This window comes from Pseudoflavitalea sp. G-6-1-2 (assembly GCF_012927185.1).
Lineage (GTDB): Bacteria > Bacteroidota > Bacteroidia > Chitinophagales > Chitinophagaceae > Pseudobacter.
Window position 1 is genome coordinate 1,034,971 of the sequence record NZ_JABBGB010000002.1, and the last position, 20,175, is coordinate 1,055,145.

Genomic DNA, 20,175 nt, shown 5'->3' on the forward strand with positions numbered 1-20,175 from the left:
AGTGTTATTGTTCAGCAAACTTTTTGTTGCTGATGAATTTCGGATCGTTGAGTGTTTTCAGAAATGCGATGATATTGGATTGTTCTGCTGCTGTGAGCGGAATGCCCAATACACCACTCTGCTTCAATGCCGGATCGAGATTCTGCACATCTTTCACCCGTTTCGCATAATGCTCCAAAACCGCTTCCAGTGTGAGAAAGCGACCATCGTGCATATACGGACCCGTATAGGAAAGATTGCGAAGAGATGGCACTTTGAATTTGTATTTATCTGCTTCATTCAAAGTAACGGTCGCACGTCCCTCATCTCCGTTGTATCCGATACCGATGCCATTGTTGCGAAAACTCTCGTCGGTGAACAAAGGTTCCTTATGACAACTTCCGCAGTGTTGCTGAAACAACTGAAAACCCTGCTGTTCTTCGGGAGAAAACTGTTCGCCTGTTTTATGGATCACCCGATCGTATTTCGAATCGGCGCTTACCAGCATCACCATGAACTGCGACAGTGCTTTCATCAGCCGCTCGGTATTGATCTCCTCCGATCCGAATGCGCGTTTGAAGAGCTTCGGATAGTCAGGATGAGCGCGCAGTTTCTGCAACACGTTCGGAATGGTCTCATCCATCTCCACAGGATTGGTGATAGGCACAATGGGTTGCAGATCGAGATCTGTAACACCTCCATCCCAGAAGAAACTTTTGCTCCAGGCCATATTGGAAACAGACGGCGAATTGCGCTTGCCGAGCCGGTCTTCGATGCCATGGCTCACATCGTGGCCATGGTGTGTAAATCCGGCTGTCTGAATATGGCAGGTGCCACAGCTGATGGTGTTATCGCGCGAGAGCTTCGTTTCGTAGAACAGCTTCTTGCCCAGCTCGAATTTCTCTGCTGTGATTTCGTTGGTGCTGAATCTGTACGCAGGCTCAGGAAAATGAGCAGGTCTTTCGAATGAAGCAAATGCATCCATCACTTTTCGCGAGCAGGCGCATAAGCTGATCAGCGCTGCAATAACGATCCAATGTTTAACGTGCATATGCTCCTAGTTTTCTGTATGATCGTGCCTGAACATTCCATTGAAATTATTCGCCACCTGCGTACTGAATGTGCTGAACATTACTGATGGATGCGCAGCTATGCTCACCTGTTGTGTTCCGCCGAAAAACTTCGCTACATCCACCATCAGGTGAATATTGCTTTGCCTTTCCTTACGCACTTTGGCAATACCTCCTGCGGTGAGATCCACAGTAACGGTTTTGATATTGTTGATCTGACCATTGCCGAATCCTCCGATATGGTACCTGAATTTTCGTGCACCGGTAGGATCAACCGGAGCGAGAGCAGAGTTTCCTTCGAGCTTGAAAAAGATGTAGCCCATGGTCCAGCCCCAGTACATGCCGTCTTCCATGCCACCTGCCGGATCGAGCACACCTTTTCTGAGACTCAGGTCCATAGTGCTTCGCAGGCTGTCTACGCCCAGTACAAAACTCAGCGAGCTGTATTCTCCTTCAGGCACTTTGAGTTTCGCATATCTTGTTGCAGCATTATTTTCGCGGATGAGGAAATAGCTGCTGTCCTGCGGCACAGTGAATTCCACGCCATCGGTTCTTTTCAGTTTTATATTGCTGACATAATATTGCAGCATGCTTACAGAGAATTCTTCGTTGGATGAGTTGGTGTAACTGCCAGTATTGAGCATCAGGTTTTGCCCGCCTACGATATTATCAAACTCGATGGAGAGCGACGCAAGTTGGCTCTTATCGAATTCGTCTTTTGTTTTCTTGCAGGACGAAGCAAGCAGCACATTAGCAACCAGCACCATCAGCGCCAGTTTTATGAGATGATTCATCGGGTTATTTTTTCGGATGAAATAATTGATGTGCAGGCATGAAAAGCCCGCAGCTGCTGCATGCAAATGCAGTCAACTGAATTTAAATCAGCATACGGAACTGTCTGCCGGAAAACTGGGGACACAACCGATTCCGGAAGCACGTATTGTGCAGACTCGACTCATGCAGTACGCTAGCTTCTGCCGTCTAAAACAAAACAGACAACTCCGTATGCTGTGTGGGATTGATCAGGCGAATGCCGGTGGATGAAAAATGCTGTGGAGAGAAAATACAGTGAAGCGATTGTCACGGAAGAGATTGTGATCAGAAACAGGAGGCTGTTTCGCTTCAAAACTGAATGGTTCGAAATGCTCTACAAAATCCACAGTGGCCGGTCTCGCATTGTTCTTCTCGTTGGAAACCGGCGCCTCTGCTGCTTTTGCAAGCTCTTTGGTCAGATGGCATTTGCCGTAACAATATGCTACGGTGTTGCCTTTGTTTACGCAGAGATAGTTGGCAATGTAATCTTTGTTCACTTCGTAATCCAGCACAATGAACGGAACCGCCAGCATCTTGAAGAGTACCAGTATCATCAGATAAGCGACAGCCGTATTACGAATGAAGTTCTGCATTGCGGAAGCAAAAGTAATTCATATCATTCAATTGCGATCAGCCATGCAGAACTTTCGTTAACAGATGCGATATATAATCATTATACCATTTGTGGGTCTACTGTTTGATCAGTTTCAATACTGGAAGCGCTTTCTCAGAAATAAATTTCAGATAATACAACCCATTTGGAAGGCCGCTCAGATCAACAGATGTGGTGATCTTTTGTCCATTGGAAACACCCGCAAAAAAACGTCTGCGCTCAACACCAAACTGATCGATCACAGAGGCATATATCTTCTTAGCCGATCTCACCTGCAATTCCAGTAATGATCTGCCACTGGTGGGATTGGGATAGTATTTCACCTGATATCCCAGTGAAGGATTATCTGCAACAGCAGTGACCATTCTCAGCTCAAATGATTTGTTGTTCAAATCTCTGAGGCCATTCTTATCACTCACTTTTACGAAACAATATTTAGCAGGTGCGAGGCCGTTTGTATTCCACTGATATGATCCGCCTGTTGCAGACGAAGGAATATCTGCCGCAAGCAGCTGGTAAGTTCTGCCACTGTCTACAGACAAATGCAAGGTAACTTTGTTGCCGATATCTTTCCCTGACCATTCAATTTTGCTGGTAGATCCGATAACGATTTTTTGATTCTCTGCCGGTTTACGCAGGTGAAGATTGGGGTAATTGAAATTAGCCTTGTTGATGAGTATTCCTGAAAAAGTATTACACCATTGACCTGAATACACGATATCTTCATCCCCATCATTATCAACATCCATCTCCAGTGCATCTACATAGTACTCATCACTGGTGACGTAAGGAAACTCAGGCGGCGTTTTTTCTATGAATGCCATAACACCATTCTGGTTGTAAAACATTTCCGATCTATGAACTGCACCAGATCCGCGCATACTAAAAACATCTTTAAAACCATCGCCATTGAAGTCCGCAACTGCAGCAGCGCTCAGCGGGTTTATGCCTGTGATTTTAGTATCAAATACGTCGTTTCCCCGATTCTCCATAATACTGCCATTTCCACAAAGCAGATCAAGATCATTGTCGTTATCAAAGTCAGCCCATCTGAAATACTTGATTCCGTACTGATAGGCCACTTCAGCAAGCCTCCCTTTACCATTATTTTTCATTACATACAGATTCCCTCCAATGCTGACAGCTGCATCAATAAATCCATCATTATTATAGTCTGCCATTTCCAGCCATTCCTGCGAACAACTTCTCCTTTCATGACATTTCTCGTCTGCGTAAACTTTCACGAGTTTATTGGTTGTCCATTTGTACACTACATTGGTAGCTGTAAATATTTCATTGGAGCCATCATTGTCCAGGTCAACAACCGCTGCCTGATGAATTCCAAAAAGGTTAGTTGAAATTTTAGTAAAACTATTATTGCCATTGTTCCTCAGCAATATCAGTTCGTCTCCCCCGAAGGGATTCGGACTGTTGGTAACAATCACATCCAACAAACCATCATTATCAAAGTCGCCGAAACGCCAGTTTGGGAGATTGAATCCAATATTATATGCGGTAGCCAGCTCTATTACTTTTGTGAATACAGGTTTGGAAAAATACGACCAGGTCAGGTTATGCACCATCATCGAATTATCTTTTTCAATGCAATCGTATTCTCCCATCTTACCCACATACAGAATATCTTCACGGCCATCATGATCGAAATCGGCAATAGCAACATCGCCCGTGTATTCAGTCTGAGGCATAGGAAGACTTGCATTGGTGAATACGTCATTGCCCATGTTCTTCAAAATAGCGGAAGGATAACCGGCAGATGAACAAAAGATATCCAGTTTACCATCTTTGTTGAAGTCTTTCCAGAAGACTGCATTCTGTGTATACAAGCCGGGTATCTCGATGTTCTTAAATTCACCATTTCCTTCATTTTTATACAGGGTGGTAAAATGGGAGTTGTAATCCATGCTTCCGCAAATGATATCGAGGTCGTTATCATTATCATAATCTGCAAAATCCATATACATCAGCCAGCGGGAAGGAAGATTGTTATTGAGCGATTCAAATTTGTTCCCACCTTTATTGATCAGTATCTGGGGTTGAATGCAAAAGGTAGTGCCAGGTTTATCGATGCCGGTATTGATGATTTCCGGTAACCCATCGGCATTCATATCGACCCATCTTATATTGCTGAGCATGGTTCCTTTCAGTCCTACTGCCTGTTCAGTAAGTTCCCCATTGTTGTTGATGAAAAGTTTTGCGTAACAAAATTCGCCGCTGCTGCCATTGATGAGCAAATCCATATCGCCGTCTTTATCACAATCAGCCCAGTCGAGATAAGATTTGTCTAACCCCGGCACACTGGTGGTCTTTTCGGTGAAGCTGCCATCGCCGTTATTGATGTAGAGTTTGAATGCAGAAACTGTTGCAATGGATCTGCCGATATAGGAGATATCCATTTTCCCATCATTATTGAAATCTACTGCTTTTGCTTTCCCATTGAAAGAGGGTGCGAATTTTTGTGGGGAGGCAACAAAGGTTCCATTTCCCTGATTCAGATAAAGGATGGGTTCAAATAAATAGGTATCGGCATTCCTCCCTGTAACCAGCACATCCATGTCGTTGTCGTTATCGTAATCTGCTACAGCAACGGCGGGCTCGATCCAGCGGCCAACAGGCGAGATCTTACGCTCGTAATAAAAGGTGGAGTCAGTTACAGATTCATTTCGAAAGATCCCTCCGCCATGCACCAGGTCGAGATCACCGTCGTTATCGAAATCACCCTTGTCCATCTTGCCGCTAAAAAGACTATTAACTACAGTCTGAAAAGCAGCAGGAGCGGGATCATTCAGACAGCTGACCTTTGCTCTCCATCCATATTTCCCCTGAGCACCCATGCCTGAAGCATAAAACCTGATAGTAAGAGAATTTCCACTGCTTCGAACAGCCCAATTACCTCCAGCATTGTTGATCACGGTCAATACGGGAGCTGCAGTTGAATTTCCATCGAAGATGGTGAGCGCATCAGTTCTATCGTTAAAAAACAACGAATCAAAATGAAGCAGAAGACGACTGTTATCTGCCGAATTAAAGGTGATTACTTTTTGCGGTGTGGGGTATCCTTCATAGCCGGTTGAATAACCGCCTTCATCCAGAAACCAGGCAGCACAGGTGGTAACGGTTCCTGTGTGCATTTTGTATACAGGAAGCGAGGCAGACTGGGACCATAGATTGTAACTACTCAACAATACCAGAACGAGCATCGTTGTGCGTAAACCGGGGCGTAATAAATAAATCATAGAGAGTTTGTGCCGGGTAAATTCAATAAGGGGCTGGTTCATTAAAATTTACCCGGCTAAGATAAACAAAACCCCTGAATCGGAGTTTTTGTCAGTAAAAGCCTGTACTCACCTTATTTTCACACTGGTTTCGGCTACATTCCAACCATACACCTGTACTTCTTTTGGAGACAGATCAGTTGCAGGATATTCCACTTCAATCACCTTGCTTTCTCCCGGCATTACACTTACATAATTGTCAGAGAAGAATGCAGGCAATATGCGCTTGCCGGTTTTTGTATCGATCAGCGCAACACGATTGAAAAATGCAACAGGCTGTTTTGCATCATTACTGAGCGTCACCTGTACTATACCTTTTGCAGTTTCTTTTGCAGACACTTGCAGCCTTGCCGAAGGCATCTGCTGTAATGCAGTGAACTGCTTATCTGCTCCGGGCAGCCAATAGAAATTCTCATCGATCAGCTTACGCTGTGCATTACGGATACGCAGCAACACAAAAGATCCTGCATTTTTACCGAGTGATGAAAGAAATCCATTCAGCGGAAATATTTTCTGCACTGTTGCTGGTCCAACTTCGCTGAACGCCTGGGAGTACATGGTATCCTTTCCCGACTTCACATCAACCACATGCGCTTCGAGCATCAGATTGGTGGCCCGTTCAAATCCGTGGTTTGCCAGCATGATCATGCTATCGGTCGGATTCATCATGATGTGCAGCGGTTTGCTTCCGGTTCGCAATCCGTAAAGGCAGGCATTTACATCGAGATAATAATCGTACATCTGCCCACGGAGTGATGTCCATGGGTTCTGTGTTTTCCAGATGATGGTACCGGTGTACCAATCCCACATATGTGCGGTATGTCCTTCGATCAGTGATCGATATTGCGTATAATTCACCAGCTGAGCTTTCATCGCAAAATCTTTGGCGTCTTTAACAGCGCCGTAAGCATTCACATGATGATGATAAGGGATGTATTTGTGGTATTCCCATACGCTGTCTGCTTTTCCGTTTATTGGAGGCGGAACAAGGTTTTCAACAGGAATGAATCGCAGCAGAGATGCATAATCACCTACACCAACCGATCCTATTTCTGAGTTGAAAGGGAAGGTTCTGTAGTTCCAGAATACACTTTCGTCCTGAATAGTGTAAGGCCCGTCGCCATTGCCTCCGAGGCTGTTGTAGCTCATGCTGTCGCTGTTGGAGTAATCGAAGAAACGGCGCGTGCCATCGAGCATGGGCAGCAATGAATCGCGGAGAGCATGCAGAATATCATCGGGAGGAGCAATTTCGTTACCTCCGCACCAGAAAGCCAGTGATGGATAATTTCTGATCAGCTTTATCTGATCGGCCATTGTTTCGATGGTGAGGTTATGATTGTCAGGATATTTTCTGCGTGTCCACTGATCATCTTTTTTCATGGGATCGAGCCAGCGTCCATTGCAGTCGCCACTGAACCAGAAATCCTGAAACACCAGCATGCCGTATTTGTCGCAGGCCTCATAGAATTCAGGACGCTCGGTGAGCGCTCCCCCCCAGATGCGGATGAGATTGAGATTCATATCGCGATGGAATCTTACCTCTGCATCGTAACGTTCAGGCGAGAAACGAAGCATCGCATCGGAGATGATCCAGTTACCGCCTTTGATGAAGATCTTTTGTCCGTTTACATTGGTCTGCATGCTTTGTGTGTGACCATTCCACACGGTTTCAATCTGCCTCACACCAATCTGCAGTTCTTCTTTGTCTGAAACTTTTTTATCCGACTGAATGAATTGCACACTTGTTTTGTAAAGATGTTGCGGGCCATAACCAGCCGGCCACCAGAGCTTTGGATTGTTCAGCTGAAATGCGGGCATCGATACTTCAACAGATTCGCCTGCGCGAACTGAAACCGATTGCTGAATTGAATTTCCATCCAGCTGATATTGCAGTATTCCTTTCACAGAAGCATTGCCTGCATTGGTAATGCGGCAACTCATATTGATCAATGCCGGCGCTTGTTTTCCATCCACTTTTCTCTTTCCCGGAACTGTTGTGATCACATGCAGATCTGAAATATTCACGGCCCCGGTTTTCTCGATGGTCACTTTATCCCAGATGCCTGTGTTGCGATCACGAACCGGCTGGATCCAGTCCCATCCTGCGGTGTAGGGTGTAGTAAGATCGCGGGCAATGGTTCCGTCCCCGCCCTGCCCTCCGTTGGGATTGCCCACATTATCGGGAGGATAAACCAACACGGCGAGCCTGTTCTTTTTTCCTGATCTCAGTACAGAAGTGATATTGTATTGCTGCCGCAACAGCATTCCTTCATGTGTTTTACTGTTCAGCTTTTTGCCATTGAGCCAGACCTCGCATTTGTAGTTCACGCCTCTGAACTGCAGCCATACCTGCTCCCCTGCTGCAGCATCGGTTTCAAAATCTTTTACGAACCAGTAAGTGTAATGTGCGTTGCCTGTTGCATAGATATCGGGGATCCGCTGATTGTTCATGCCAATGAATGGATCGGGCACCAGCTTATTGTTCAGCAATGTGGTGAGCACAGTTCCGGGAACTGTAGCAGGCAACCACTCCTTCAACTCAAAACCTGCATCTGATAAGGCAGCTCCATCAGTTTTCACTTCACTGATATTGCGGCAGTACCAACCGGTATTCAACTCAATGCGATTTTGCGAAAAGAGTGTGTTGCATGCAAGCAACAACATCAAAAACAGACAATGCTGAAATAGTTTTCTCATGATTGCGGATAAAATGTAAGTGGCCGTTCAACAGCCATTGTTTCGATGAAATTAACCAATAAAATTAAAAAGGCCGGACCGGAGCACAACCTCTCCGTCCGGCCAAAGAGGGGAACTACTACCCTCTGTTGCTTGTTGCTTATCGACTGGGGACGTAAATCATTATGGTTTTTTGTTCCACCAAAGTTTTGTTCCTCCGTTATCCGGTCCGCCCAGAGTAGCAATGGCACGCTGATAGCCGCCTGTATTGCTGCTCACATATTTTGAAGGGATGGGTAGACGTTGAATGAATCCGGGAATGGCTCCTGCACTGTTGTTCAGCACAACAGGGAACAGTTTGGGAAAACCTGTTCTGCGGAATTCGGTCCAGGCTTCCTGTCCATCGGGATAGAGTGCAATCCATTTTTGTGTAATGATCCTTTCGAGCTTAACATCTTTACCGGCAGCGCCATCCCACTTGATGGTAATGGTGCTCAGGTTGGCATTGCCCGCCGGTACGTTGTTGGCGCCCGCTACTTTCGATTTGGGATCAACATAAGGCGCTGCCTTGCTTACATCATCCGATTTGTAGGCGGCAGCAGAACCCGCTCCCCACTCTTCAAAAGAAAGATCGATGCCCATTTCATAATTGTCTTTTATGTCACCGGCATTGGCCCAGCCTTCGAGTGCAGCTTCGGCTTTCAGGAAAGCCGCTTCCGCAGCAGATGCCAGTTTAGCCTTTCCGCTCTGCGGATTGAAATAATCAGTAGCAGAAGATTTTCCCAGTGGTTTGGAATAACCAGAGTACCTGTCTTTTCCATCGATGTCAACGCCATTGCGGATACCGATGTACTGACCATTCACTGCAGGATCAGTTGCTTTGGTCATATAGTTGCCGATACGCGGATCATTGTATCCGTTCATCAATGATGCCAGCGGCGCACCCGATCTGATATCACCCCAGCTGTTGATGATTACACCAATGGGGCTTTCAGTTTTATAATCTACCAGTGCATTGTCAGCCACCGCAGTGAGCAATCCGCCATTGGCAGGATTGAGCGCTTTCTCACCCTGCGTTTTTGCAGTGGCAAGATCTGCATATTTGATGCGCAGCGCCAGTCTCAGGCGAAGCGTATTCACCAGCTTGTTCCATTTTTTGGGATCGCCACCATACACGAGGTCGGCGCTTTTGAAAGCAGGGCTCGCTGTTTTGGTGCCTGCCACATAAGGCTTCAGTTTGTCTGCTGCATAATCCAGGTCTGCGAAAAACGCATTGTATGCATCTTTCTGAGAATCGTAATCGACGGTGAGATCTGCATTTGGTTTGGCAAACTTCGTGTAGATAACCGGACCGAAAATATCAGACACACGATGCATTTCGATAACGTTGAGAATCTTGGCCATCGCATCGGCATCGCTCAGATCGGCCGTTTTATATTTCGGTGCATTTTTGAAATAGTCGAAGGTGGATTGCATCACACCATCGAAAGCGATATTGAGCACCCACTCATTCCAGCCATCCATCATAAAATAGTTGCTGTTATTGTTGTTGCCATTGAATGGCGTGGGCGTCATCATATATCCGCTGTAAATATCTGCATTGAGGTTTTGCTGCAGCTGATAGCGCCAGTGCTCCCAGCAAACCAGGCTGCGCTGTGCATTTTTCAATGGCATCACAACAGACTGGAAGTCGGACAGAAACACATCGTCTGTAACACCAGCCGGATTGGTATTGATGGTATCGAATCTTTTGGTGCACCCTGTGCCCAGCATCACCAGGCAGCTAAGCGCAATGATCGATTTTTTATGATTGATTTTCATCTTGCTTCAATTGTAATGTTTCAGAATGGGGTTAGAAGGTGCATTTGAGGTTGATACCAAAGCTGCGGGTAGCAGGGAAACCAAATGCATCGATACCTGTACCGCCTGCATTTACACCAGCCACCTGTTCAGGATCGAATGGTGCGTCGCGCTTGAAGAAGAACAGGTTATTGCCAATCAATCCAACCCTCATATCTTTTATCACATTTCCTTTAATAGGCAGTTTGTAAGAAATAGAGATCTCGCGCATGCGAATAGCTGTTGCACTGTAAGAATAGGCAGCGCCGGCAGGTGTTTTGCCACCAATGGATGTGTAGTACTTTTCAGCATCCACATCTGCACTGAAAGGTTTTCCTTCCTGATCCACCCCACTTACTTTCACTTTGCCTCCTGCATTTCTTACATCAGCTGTGCGTTGGCTAACACCCATCTGATCGAGATAACCTTCTGTGATGCTCAGCACTTTTCCACCGAATTTTCCGTCGATCAGGAAACTGAGTGTAAAGTTTTTGAAGTTAATACTATTACTCCATCCCAGCATGAATTTGGGGGCAGGATTTCCAATGAGGCTATCGATAGCGTAATCAGGTAAACCTGTTGCCTTGTCGTACACCACATTACCGTTTCCGTCGGTTCTGAAAGTACGACCATACAGGTCTCCGAAAGAGCCGCCTTGTTTAAGTTTGGTGTATCCGCCGCTGAATTGCATACCGTATTTGGCAGTTGCTGCATCTTTCACCAGCGATGGCAATACTTCAACAATTTTGTTTTTGTTGGCTGATGCATTGATGGTGGTTGTCCAGCTGAAATCCCTGGTGCTCACAGGTTTGGCAGTAACAGAAACTTCAAAACCGGTATTCTGGATGAGGCCTGCATTCACATCCACAGCAGAGTTCGCCTCGCCTGGAATAGATACAGCAGTGAAGAACTGATTGTACACTCTGGAACGATACCAGGTGAAATCGAAGGAGAGTTTGTTATCGAGGAAACTCCACTGGGTTCCAATCTCCAGCGATTTGTTCTTCTCTGGTTTCAGTTCAAGTGCTGGGTTTGCAGAAGGAATACTTACAGGAGGAACGGATGTTCCGCCATTCTGGAAAGTATACAGCGGCTGCGTAAAGAATGCTCCGATATCGTTACCCACTACAGCATATGAAGCGCGCACTTTGGCGAAGTTCACCGAAGCAGGCATGTTGAAGATCTCACTCAGCACAGCGCCTGCACCTACTGAATAATAGTTGTATCCTTTTTTCTTTGCCGAGGTGAATGCGAGTGTTGAAGACCAGTCGTTACGATCACTCAGATCGAGGAAGAATTTATTCTGCCAGTTCAACTGCACACTTCCGAAGATCGACTGTACCTGACGGCTGATAGCAGGCGTATTCAGGATGTTGAAAGAAGTATGAGTCCGATCGAGCGCTGATTCAAGAAATACATTGGGCACAGAAGGTGTACCGTTTATTTCGAGCACGCGGTCGCGCTGATCCTGAATGGAGGTACCCAGCGTGAAACCGATGTTCAGATCCTGAGATACTTTTCTTTCACCGAGTAACAACACATCGCCATAGAGCGCTGTATTGGTTCCTCTTCTGGTTCTGAGTGTACCATTCGGATACGCAAGCGTAGCCTGCGTTGTAGCGTAAATATCACGTTCGTAATCCGTGAGGAACTTGCTGTAGTTCCCTCTTGCCTGAATGCTGAGCCAGCTGTTCAGCAGATACTTGAGTGAAAGAGATGCATACACATTCTGAATTTTGTTGTCAACCGGATTGCGGTGCAACACCCAGAAAGGGTTCTGCTGGTAATCCTGTCCGGCCCATGCATCTGCACCGGTGGATTGCTGTTTTTCCCAGTTGATATTCCACCAGCGCTGTGCCATCAGGTAACGGCTGTCGGAGAAATATTCAAAGTTCTTGAAAGAGTTGTAATCCTGTCCGCGCGGAATCAGATAGAGACCGGTGAGCGGATTGAAATACACCCCTGGGTTCAGTCTGTTATGTGCTTTCTGAATGCTTCCGAGGAAGGTAGCTTCGAGTATAAGCTTATCGTTCAGCAGTTTGTTGGTCTGGCGGAAACTCAGTGTATGCTGACCAAATGTGCTCGTTGGCAGAATGCCTTTGTTGGTTGTATTCGAATAAGAAAGATAGTTGGAAGAACGCTCGTTGCCGGAAGTAAGGCTGATGCTGTTGATGTAAGTAACCCCTGTTTGAAAGAAGTCTTTCACATAATCTTTGCTCAGTTTTGAATCGCCTTTGGCACCCCAGCTCGATTCAGAACCAGTGGTAACATCCGTTCCCGGAGTCTTCTGAAGATATTCAGTCTGCAGCTTCGGAAGAATGGATGCACGATCCATCGTTACGCTGCTGCTGAAATCTACTTTGCTGGTTCCTGATTTTCCTTTTTTGGTGGTGATCAGTACCACACCGTTACTGCCCTGGCTTCCGTACAACGCAGATGCGGAGGCACCTTTCAGTACGTTGATGCTCTCGATATCTTCGGGGTTGAGCGAGCTCATGATATCACCGGGATCGGGCATATTGTTGTACAGTCCGGGATCTGGTCCACCGATGGGATTCAGAATAGGCATACCATCTATCACATAGAGGGGCTGGCTGTTGCGGGTAGATTTATCACCACGGATCACCACACGAACGGAACCACCGGGGCCGCCTGATGTGCGGTTCACCTGCACACCTGCGATCTTACCGGCCAGGCTGTTCACTACGTTGGTGTTCTTTACGGTAGTGAGCTCCTGCGTGTTCACGCTTTGCGTGCTGTACGTAAGAGTACGCTGCTTTCTGCCGATACCCAACGCTGTTACCACAACGGCATCCAGACTTCTGGGATCGGTTACCAGCGCCACATCCACGGATGTTTCAGTAGCCGATACTTCAATAGTTTGTGGAGTATAACCGATGGCACTAACGGTAATGGATACCTTGCCATCCTGAACCGGGAGAGAGAACCGGCCATCATTGTCGGTTGATGTGCCTCCGGTAGCGTTGTTGATCTTAACGCTGGCCGCAGGAATCCCCTTTCCTTCGTTGTTGAGAACCCTGCCTTTGAGGGTCCGTCCCTGTGCTGCAGCGCATAGACTGGCAAATGCACAAAGAACAGTCAGTAATAGTTTTGTCATAAGCAATCGTCTTTAAACAGTTATTACGTGTTGGTTAATAATCAGGCAACTGAAAAGACTCATGCCAGACAGGTTGGTACCTATCCCGCTTAAAATATTTTTTTACAGCATCAGAACGAACACTTGAAAAACAGCCCGATACTCCGGAAAGCAGGCATGCCGAAGGTATCCACCCCTACTCCGTTGGGGTTAACACCAGCCACCTGTTCCGGGTCGTAAGGCGCTTTGAGATAAAAGAAAAGAAGATTGCTGCCGGTGACTCCGAACGACAGTTCTTTAAGCAGTTTATTGTCAGGAGAAATTGCATAGGCGAAGTAGCACTCCCGTAGGCGGACGGCAGTAGCATCGTGCAGATACATTTCATCAACCGGCCCTTTGCCACCGATTGTCTGATAGAAAGTTTTTGCATCCACGGGGTTTGTGTAAGGTGCACCATTGATGTCTACGAGATCGTTCAGCATCACCATCCGGTTATTGGCAGCGGACTTTTCGCTCACGCCCATCTGATCGAGATAACCTTCGGTTTTACTCAGCACTTTGCCCCCGAATTTTCCGTCGATGAGAAAGCTGAAAGTAAAACGTTTCATGGTAAAAACGTTCTTCCAGCCCACAATCAGTTTAGGATTGGGATTGCCGAGATAAGCATTGTCCACTGTGTAGGGCACGCCGTTAACCGGATTCACCACAACAGATCCTTTTTCGTCGCGTCGCAGCTTTCTTCCATAGAGATCGCCGTAGGCGCCGCCTTTTTTCAGTACTCCCTCGAAGTTGTCTGTTCCCTGATACAAAATATAATACTGATCCTCAGGAGAAGAGATAAACCCCGTGTTGAAGAGTTCTACTATTTTATTTTGATTGGAAGAAACATTGAAAGTGGTTTGCCAGCTGAAACGCTTGCTGCTGAAGGGTTTCCAGTTCATGATCGCTTCAAAGCCTGTATTCTGGATATTGCCTGCATTGATATCGGCATACCCTCCGGTTCCAAGCCCCGGCGGCACTGTTACCCTTTTGAAATACTGATTGATGATATTCGACTTGTACCAGGTGAAATCGAAACTCATCCATCCGTCGCGCAGCATTATCTGTGCGCCCAACTCGATGGACCTGTTCTTTTCCGGTTTGAGGTAGTATCCCGGAATAGTGATGGTGGAACTGGTTGGCGGAATCACCGTTCCTCCATTGCCGAAGATGTTCAGCGGTTTGGTACTGAATGGCGCAATATCATTTCCTACAATGGCATACGATGCGCGCAGTTTGGCAAAGCTGATCAGCGAAGGCAGTTCTATCAGTTCACTCAAAACCGCTCCTGCACCTATAGAATAATAATTGTATCCTTTTCGCTTAGTGGGCGTAAAAGCTAGTGTAGACGACCAGTCGTTGCGATCTGCGAGATCGAGGAAGAGCTTGTTCTTATAGTTCAGCTGAACGTTCGCAAACAGGGATTGTATCTGTCTGCTCACCGCTCCATTCCGGATATCGAATGCACTGTTATTGCGATCGATGGCCGATTCGAGAAACACATTGGCAACAGAAGGAGAACCGTTGATGAAACTGGATTTACCTGTCTGATGCTGTATCGATGCACCCGCCGTGAAACCTGCGGTGAGATCTTTATTCAGCGCTCTTTCGCCAAGCAATATCATGTCTCCGTAATAGGTAGTATTCTCTGCGCGCACTTTCCGGAGCATGCCGTTCGGGCTGCTCAATGTGGCCTGCGTTGTGGCAAAGAGATGTCGCTCATACTCCACGATAAAGTTGTTGAGATTTCCTCTGGCCTGCACCGAGAGCCAGCTATTGGCCTGATATTTCAAAGCAGCTGATGCGTATACATTCTGATTGTGATTGTCCACCGGATTTCTTTGCAGCACCCAGTAAGGATTCTGCTGGTAATCCTGTCCACCCCATCCACCATTCACCAGGTCTTTATCGTGATCGATATTCCACCAGCGCTGCGCATTCAGGTAGCGGGATGGAGAAAAATATTCAAAGTTTTTGTAGCTATCGAAATCGAGTCCGCGTGGGAAAAGATAGAGACCCGTCAACGGATTGAAGTACACACCCGGCGTAAGTCTGTTATGCGCCCGCTGAAGTGAACCGAGGGCACTGGCTTCAACTGTAAGTTTATCGCCAATCAGTTTGCTGGTTTGCCTGAAACTTAGTGTATGCTGGCGGAATGTACTGGTTGGCAGAATGCCTTTATTCTCCGTATTCGAATAAGAAAAATAATTGGAAGACCGCTCATTGCCCGAAGTAATGCCAACGCTGTTGATGAAGGTAAAACCCGTCTGAAAAAAATCTTTCAGATAATTGCGGCCGGGCTGTGTAGCTGTTTTTGCACCCCAGCTGTCTTCACTGCCCGGACTGGTGGCAGTTGCAGGAGTAGACTGCGCATAATCGTACTGAAGCTTAGGCAAAACCGACACCTGATCTACACTCGCATTGCTCGAAAAATCAACGCGGCTGGTGCCGTTCTTGCCCTTTCTGGTGGTAATGAGAATAACGCCGTTGCTGCCCTGACTTCCGTACAGCGCTGAAGCTGAAGCGCCTTTCAGCACATTCACACTTTCAATATCATCGGGGTTTACGGTACTGATGATGTCGCCTGCATCCGGACCGGCATTGTACAACCCGGCATCGGGTCCACCGATGGGATTGATGATCGGCATGCCATCGATCACATAGAGCGGTTGACTGTTGCGGGTTGATTTATCGCCGCGGATCACCACACGTACAGAACCGCCTACTCCGCCTGATGTACGGTTGATCTGCACTCCAGCCACTTTACCATTGAGACTGTTAACGACATTGGTATTTTTTACAGTGTTGAGCTCCTGCCTGCCGATAGATTGCGTGCTGTAGGTAAGTGATCTCGCCTTGCGGCTGATACCAAGAGCAGTGATGGTGATCTCGGAGAGATTGTTACTGTTTTTTTGCAACCGGAAGATCAATTCACTACCGGCAGTTGCTGCATTGAATTTCTTTTCTTCGGCAACATATCCTACAACAGATGCCACCACGGTTACTTCTCCGCAACCCATCCTGTCTATTTCAAAACTGCCACCGACGCCGGAAGCAACTCCTTTCTTTCCTTGTTTTATCAGTACCGATGCGCCTTCCAGCGGATGGCCATCTTCGTCGTACACAAATCCTTTGATGGTGCAATTGTTTTCAGGCTGCTCCGGTTCGGGTTCTTTTTCTTTGATCACTATTATTTTGTCGGTGATCACATAGGTAAGCGGAAGGCCTTTGAGACAGAAGTCGAGCACTTCTTTCAGGTCTGCATCGTGCATGCTGATGCTGATATCCGGCGCACGTTTGATGAGGCGGTTATCGTAGAGAATGGAAAAACCGGTCTGTTGCTGAACGGCATTGAATACTTTTCTGAGCGATATATTGGAATGGGCAATACTTACCCTTTGCGCTTTTAAGGAGGGGCATACAAACACAAATACTATCAGCAGCAGTAATGGAACAGCAAATCGCATGCAGCAAGCAGTTGACTGAAAAATGAACCGGTGAAAAAAAGTTCGGATACTAAGGTAAGATAACCAATTTATTTTTCTCTATCCTGCATGGGATTCCGCTGATATTAAAGGCGTCCACAATGCTGCTGAGTTTTGTCTGGCGGGTGATTCTGCCATTGAACTCATTGGATTTCACCGGAGCTTCGAACTGAAGATCAACGTCGTACCAACGGGAGAGCTGGCGCAGGTAAGATTCATCAATTTTATTGAACTGGAAGAATCCGTTTTTCCAGGCGATCACTTCTTCGGTATCGAAGTTGCCAACGGAGATATTCTGAGTGGATCTGGAAATGCTGGCCTGCTGTCCGGGTTTCAGAATGGCAGACCCGGTTCCGGTAATCACTTTCACGGAACCGTCGATGAGGCTTGCTTTTGCGACTGCCTCCTCTTCGTAGGTGTTCAGATTGAAACTTGTACCCAGCACCTGTATTTTCAGATTGCCGGATTGTACCATAAAAGGTTTGGCTGCATTTTCGGTGACCTCAAAATATCCTTCGCCCGTGAGTTCCACCTCTCTGAAGTTGCCGGTAAAGTCTGCCGGATATTTCAATGAGGAAGCAGCATTGAGCCAAACTCTCGTGCCATCGGCCAGCACCAGCACATAGGTACCTCCTCTGGGAACGCGAACAGTGTTGAAATAAGTACCGGTGTCGGACTGCCCGGCACTGCTGTATTTCAGCTCACCGCGATTGAGGCAGGTTACGGCAGTTTTTCCCTGCAATGCAATCTTGCCCTGGGTGGCGCTGTCGAGCGGAATCACCGTACCATCAGCCAATGTAAGTGTGGCGATGTCGGTACCGGGTTCTTTATCGTGTTGCTGAACGGAAACGATATCGGTAGTATTTTTAGAGGAAGTGGATTTCCGCATAAGCCAGAAACTTACCCCTGCAATTATCAGAATGGCGGCCGCAACGGCTATCTTTTTGTAAAGGCTTATCAGCGTTCCGCGTGTGGCAGTGGTTTGGTCTTCAGGTAATCTGTCGGCCGACAGTATCTCCGCCATCATCTGCTGCTGACGCTGCTGCGAAGGCAATGGGGTATCCGCACTGCCGGATTGCAGCTGGCTGGTGATCAGCGTTTCCGCGGCATCGCTTTCGCCCAGAACGGCGGTAAGCTCTTCCAGTTCTGCCTCGGAAATGGTCTGCTCATCCATCTTCTTCAGCAATAATGATATGCGTTCTTCCTTGTTCAAAATGATGCTATTGAGTTTTCGGTACCTGCGTAAATTACAACTGACTAACCGGAACAGCACTGGTACCTATGCTGCCGGAAATTTATTATTGTGCCAGCAATGCCATCAGCGCCAGTATCAGCTTGGGCTTCACACCGGCATTGTTCAGATACCCTTCGATTGTTTTGAGGGCTCTTACCATTGTATTTTTGACGGATTGTACAGACAGGTTCATTTCGCGGGCGATCTCATCGGTTTTCAGTCCACGTTCCCTGCTCAGCAGGTACACCCGCCGTTGTTGAGCGGGCATTTTGCGGATCGCTTCCTTCACCAGACTTTCCAGTTTTCTGAAACTCAGCACCTGTTCTGTTTCCTGCGCGTTGATGGCTGCAGCAGCTGATTCCCCGAAAGCCTGTGTGGTCTTATGCCGCATGGCATCTTTGCGCAACCAGGTGAATGCCTGATGATAGGCAATTCTGAATATCCATGCCCTGGGATTTTCTATCTCAGGCAGTTTATTGCGATAGATCCAGAGCCGCAAAAAGGTTTCCTGAAAGATATCTTCAGCCACTGCTTCCTGCTTTACGATCTTGAAGATGAGCGGATACAGCTTTGGAAGATAACTTTCAAAGAGTTGCCTGAAGGCCAGTTCATCGCCATCGGCAATCAGCAGCAGTAGTTCTTTGTCGGGATATGGTTGACTAATATGCATTCACCAGCTTTTGCTGCATGCAAGGTTTCGGGTTAATAATCGGTTGTGTTACAAGCAATCTAAAATAAGCGCTTTTTTTTATTTCGGGCAGAAAAACTGAGATAAGGCAGTAACTGTCAATACCTGCTTGGATAATCCGGGAGCGATTGTAATTTTGAACACCCCAATTCTCTTTTAAACCCTGACCATGAAATCTCTTATCGTTTTTCTATTTCTGCTCGCTTCGCTCCCCTGTTTTTCAAATGATGGCGCTTATCGCGTAAATGGTAATCAGCTGATTCCGGTATATGAAACCGATATCAGTGTGAAGAAGGAAATACTCACCATCAAACGAATCAATGAGCGGTTTGCAACCATCACAGTGAATTATGAATTCTTCAATCCCGGAAAAGGCAAAGAGCTGATAGTTGGGTTTGAAGCATATACACCGTCGGGAGATGTAGACCCATCACCTGTGAACGGACATCATCCGTATATCAGCAAATTCACCGTCAACCTTAACGGGCTGGAAATTCCCTACAAATTGGCTTATGTAAAAGATAGCCTGTATTACAAAAACGGGAAATTCAAATCCCTTACACTTGCTCAGGCACAGGCGATGGCCGAAGAAACAGACTATCCCGAATTCTTCTACGTATACCATTTCAAGGCCGCATTCAAAGAAGGATTGAATACACTTGTTCACACTTACATCGTTGAATTATCGAGCTCCATCACTGATAACTATTATCTCAACTATATACTTTCTGCGGCTGGGAGATGGGCTAACAGGCAGATAGACGATTTTACACTGAATATCGATATGGGAGACTTTCAGGATCTGAATATCAGCAATTCATTTTTCAGGAGGTATAATGAGTGGGAATTAAAAGGCAACGTAAAAGCCATTCAGGAACGCGTAGAAAGCGAAGGAGAGAATCGTAAATACTACTCGGTTTCCAGATTCTTTATCGAGAAAGGCTCCATTAGTTTCAGTAAGAAAAATTTCAAACCTACCGGAGAATTGCTTCTGGTTGAGCATAATGGTTATTACTACAGATGGAACAACGGAGATGATCTTTTCGATTCTAAACGGGATGGGCTCCCCTATCCCATCGAAAGTCAGGATGCTGTAAAAAGGCCTGCGGACGAGCTTTCCAGAAGAATACTCAAAAATCTTCCCTTTGCAAGAAGAGGGTACATATTCAAAGCGCCCGAACTGCAAAGCTATTTCGAGAAGCAGCCATGGTACAGAAAAAATGAACAATATCAGCCGGTGTTGGAAAACCTGACCGCTGAAGAAAAGAAATGGCTGTCCACTCTTTAATAGATGTGCATTCAGAAAGAATATTCCGTTAACAGAAGAAGCCCTGCAATGCAAGGCTTCT

General features: G+C 46.6%; 11 protein-coding genes. 1 reads left to right on the forward strand and 10 read right to left on the reverse strand.

All coding sequences use genetic code 11. From position 1 onward, the window contains the following. Positions 1-4 precede the first annotated feature (4 nt). The 10 genes from HHL16_RS13845 to HHL16_RS13890 form a co-directional block, all read right to left on the reverse strand. Positions 5-1,030: a cytochrome c peroxidase gene (locus HHL16_RS13845; protein WP_169425786.1), complete on the reverse strand. Its 1,026-nt coding sequence runs from the start codon at positions 1,028-1,030 to the stop codon at positions 5-7. Between the two features lie 6 nt (positions 1,031-1,036). Next, entirely contained in the window at positions 1,037-1,843 is an 807-nt protein-coding gene (locus HHL16_RS13850; protein ID WP_169425787.1) for an MbnP family protein, read from the reverse strand. Positions 1,844-2,071: 228 nt separating this feature from the next. After that, positions 2,072-2,455, reverse strand: coding sequence for a hypothetical protein (locus HHL16_RS13855; RefSeq protein ID WP_169425788.1), 384 nt, complete (start codon positions 2,453-2,455; stop codon positions 2,072-2,074). A 97-nt stretch (positions 2,456-2,552) separates the two neighbouring features. Further along, positions 2,553-5,729 carry an FG-GAP-like repeat-containing protein gene (locus HHL16_RS13860; protein WP_169425789.1) on the reverse strand — a complete coding sequence of 1,059 codons (3,177 nt, stop codon included), beginning with the start codon at positions 5,727-5,729 and terminating at the stop codon, positions 2,553-2,555. Positions 5,730-5,837: 108 nt separating this feature from the next. After that, positions 5,838-8,465, reverse strand: coding sequence for a glycosyl hydrolase (locus HHL16_RS13865; RefSeq protein ID WP_169425790.1), 2,628 nt, complete (start codon positions 8,463-8,465; stop codon positions 5,838-5,840). 162 nt (positions 8,466-8,627) lie between these two features. Further along, on the reverse strand, positions 8,628-10,265 hold the full coding sequence (locus tag HHL16_RS13870) for a SusD/RagB family nutrient-binding outer membrane lipoprotein (protein WP_169425791.1): 1,638 nt from the start codon (positions 10,263-10,265) through the stop codon (positions 8,628-8,630). A 31-nt stretch (positions 10,266-10,296) separates the two neighbouring features. After that, positions 10,297-13,401 carry a SusC/RagA family TonB-linked outer membrane protein gene (locus HHL16_RS13875; RefSeq protein ID WP_169425792.1) on the reverse strand — a complete coding sequence of 1,035 codons (3,105 nt, stop codon included), beginning with the start codon at positions 13,399-13,401 and terminating at the stop codon, positions 10,297-10,299. Positions 13,402-13,511: 110 nt separating this feature from the next. Then, positions 13,512-16,886: a SusC/RagA family TonB-linked outer membrane protein gene (locus HHL16_RS13880; protein WP_169425793.1), complete on the reverse strand. Its 3,375-nt coding sequence runs from the start codon at positions 16,884-16,886 to the stop codon at positions 13,512-13,514. Between the two features lie 49 nt (positions 16,887-16,935). After that, on the reverse strand, positions 16,936-18,117 hold the full coding sequence (locus HHL16_RS13885) for a FecR family protein (RefSeq protein WP_169425794.1): 1,182 nt from the start codon (positions 18,115-18,117) through the stop codon (positions 16,936-16,938). 85 nt (positions 18,118-18,202) lie between these two features. Then, on the reverse strand, positions 18,203-18,808 hold the full coding sequence (locus HHL16_RS13890; protein ID WP_169425795.1) for an RNA polymerase sigma-70 factor: 606 nt from the start codon (positions 18,806-18,808) through the stop codon (positions 18,203-18,205). Between the two features lie 187 nt (positions 18,809-18,995). Between HHL16_RS13890 and HHL16_RS13895 the strand changes: the two genes are divergently transcribed. Further along, positions 18,996-20,114 (forward strand): YARHG domain-containing protein, encoded by a 1,119-nt coding sequence (locus tag HHL16_RS13895; protein ID WP_169425796.1) that lies wholly within the window; start codon positions 18,996-18,998, stop codon positions 20,112-20,114. The last annotated feature ends 61 nt before the right edge of the window (positions 20,115-20,175 follow it).

Bases quoted from the DNA above. Each gene is read 5' to 3' on its own strand.
- HHL16_RS13845 (WP_169425786.1), bottom strand. From the start codon at position 1,030: ATGCACGTTAAACATTGGATCGTTATTGCAGCGCTGATCAGCTTATGC.
- HHL16_RS13850 (WP_169425787.1), bottom strand. From the start codon at position 1,843: ATGAATCATCTCATAAAACTGGCGCTGATGGTGCTGGTTGCTAATGTG.
- HHL16_RS13855 (WP_169425788.1), bottom strand. From the start codon at position 2,455: ATGCAGAACTTCATTCGTAATACGGCTGTCGCTTATCTGATGATACTG.
- HHL16_RS13860 (WP_169425789.1), bottom strand. From the start codon at position 5,729: ATGATTTATTTATTACGCCCCGGTTTACGCACAACGATGCTCGTTCTG.
- HHL16_RS13865 (WP_169425790.1), bottom strand. From the start codon at position 8,465: ATGAGAAAACTATTTCAGCATTGTCTGTTTTTGATGTTGTTGCTTGCA.
- HHL16_RS13870 (WP_169425791.1), bottom strand. From the start codon at position 10,265: ATGAAAATCAATCATAAAAAATCGATCATTGCGCTTAGCTGCCTGGTG.
- HHL16_RS13875 (WP_169425792.1), bottom strand. From the start codon at position 13,401: ATGACAAAACTATTACTGACTGTTCTTTGTGCATTTGCCAGTCTATGC.
- HHL16_RS13880 (WP_169425793.1), bottom strand. From the start codon at position 16,886: ATGCGATTTGCTGTTCCATTACTGCTGCTGATAGTATTTGTGTTTGTA.
- HHL16_RS13890 (WP_169425795.1), bottom strand. From the start codon at position 18,808: ATGCATATTAGTCAACCATATCCCGACAAAGAACTACTGCTGCTGATT.
- HHL16_RS13895 (WP_169425796.1), top strand. From the start codon at position 18,996: ATGAAATCTCTTATCGTTTTTCTATTTCTGCTCGCTTCGCTCCCCTGT.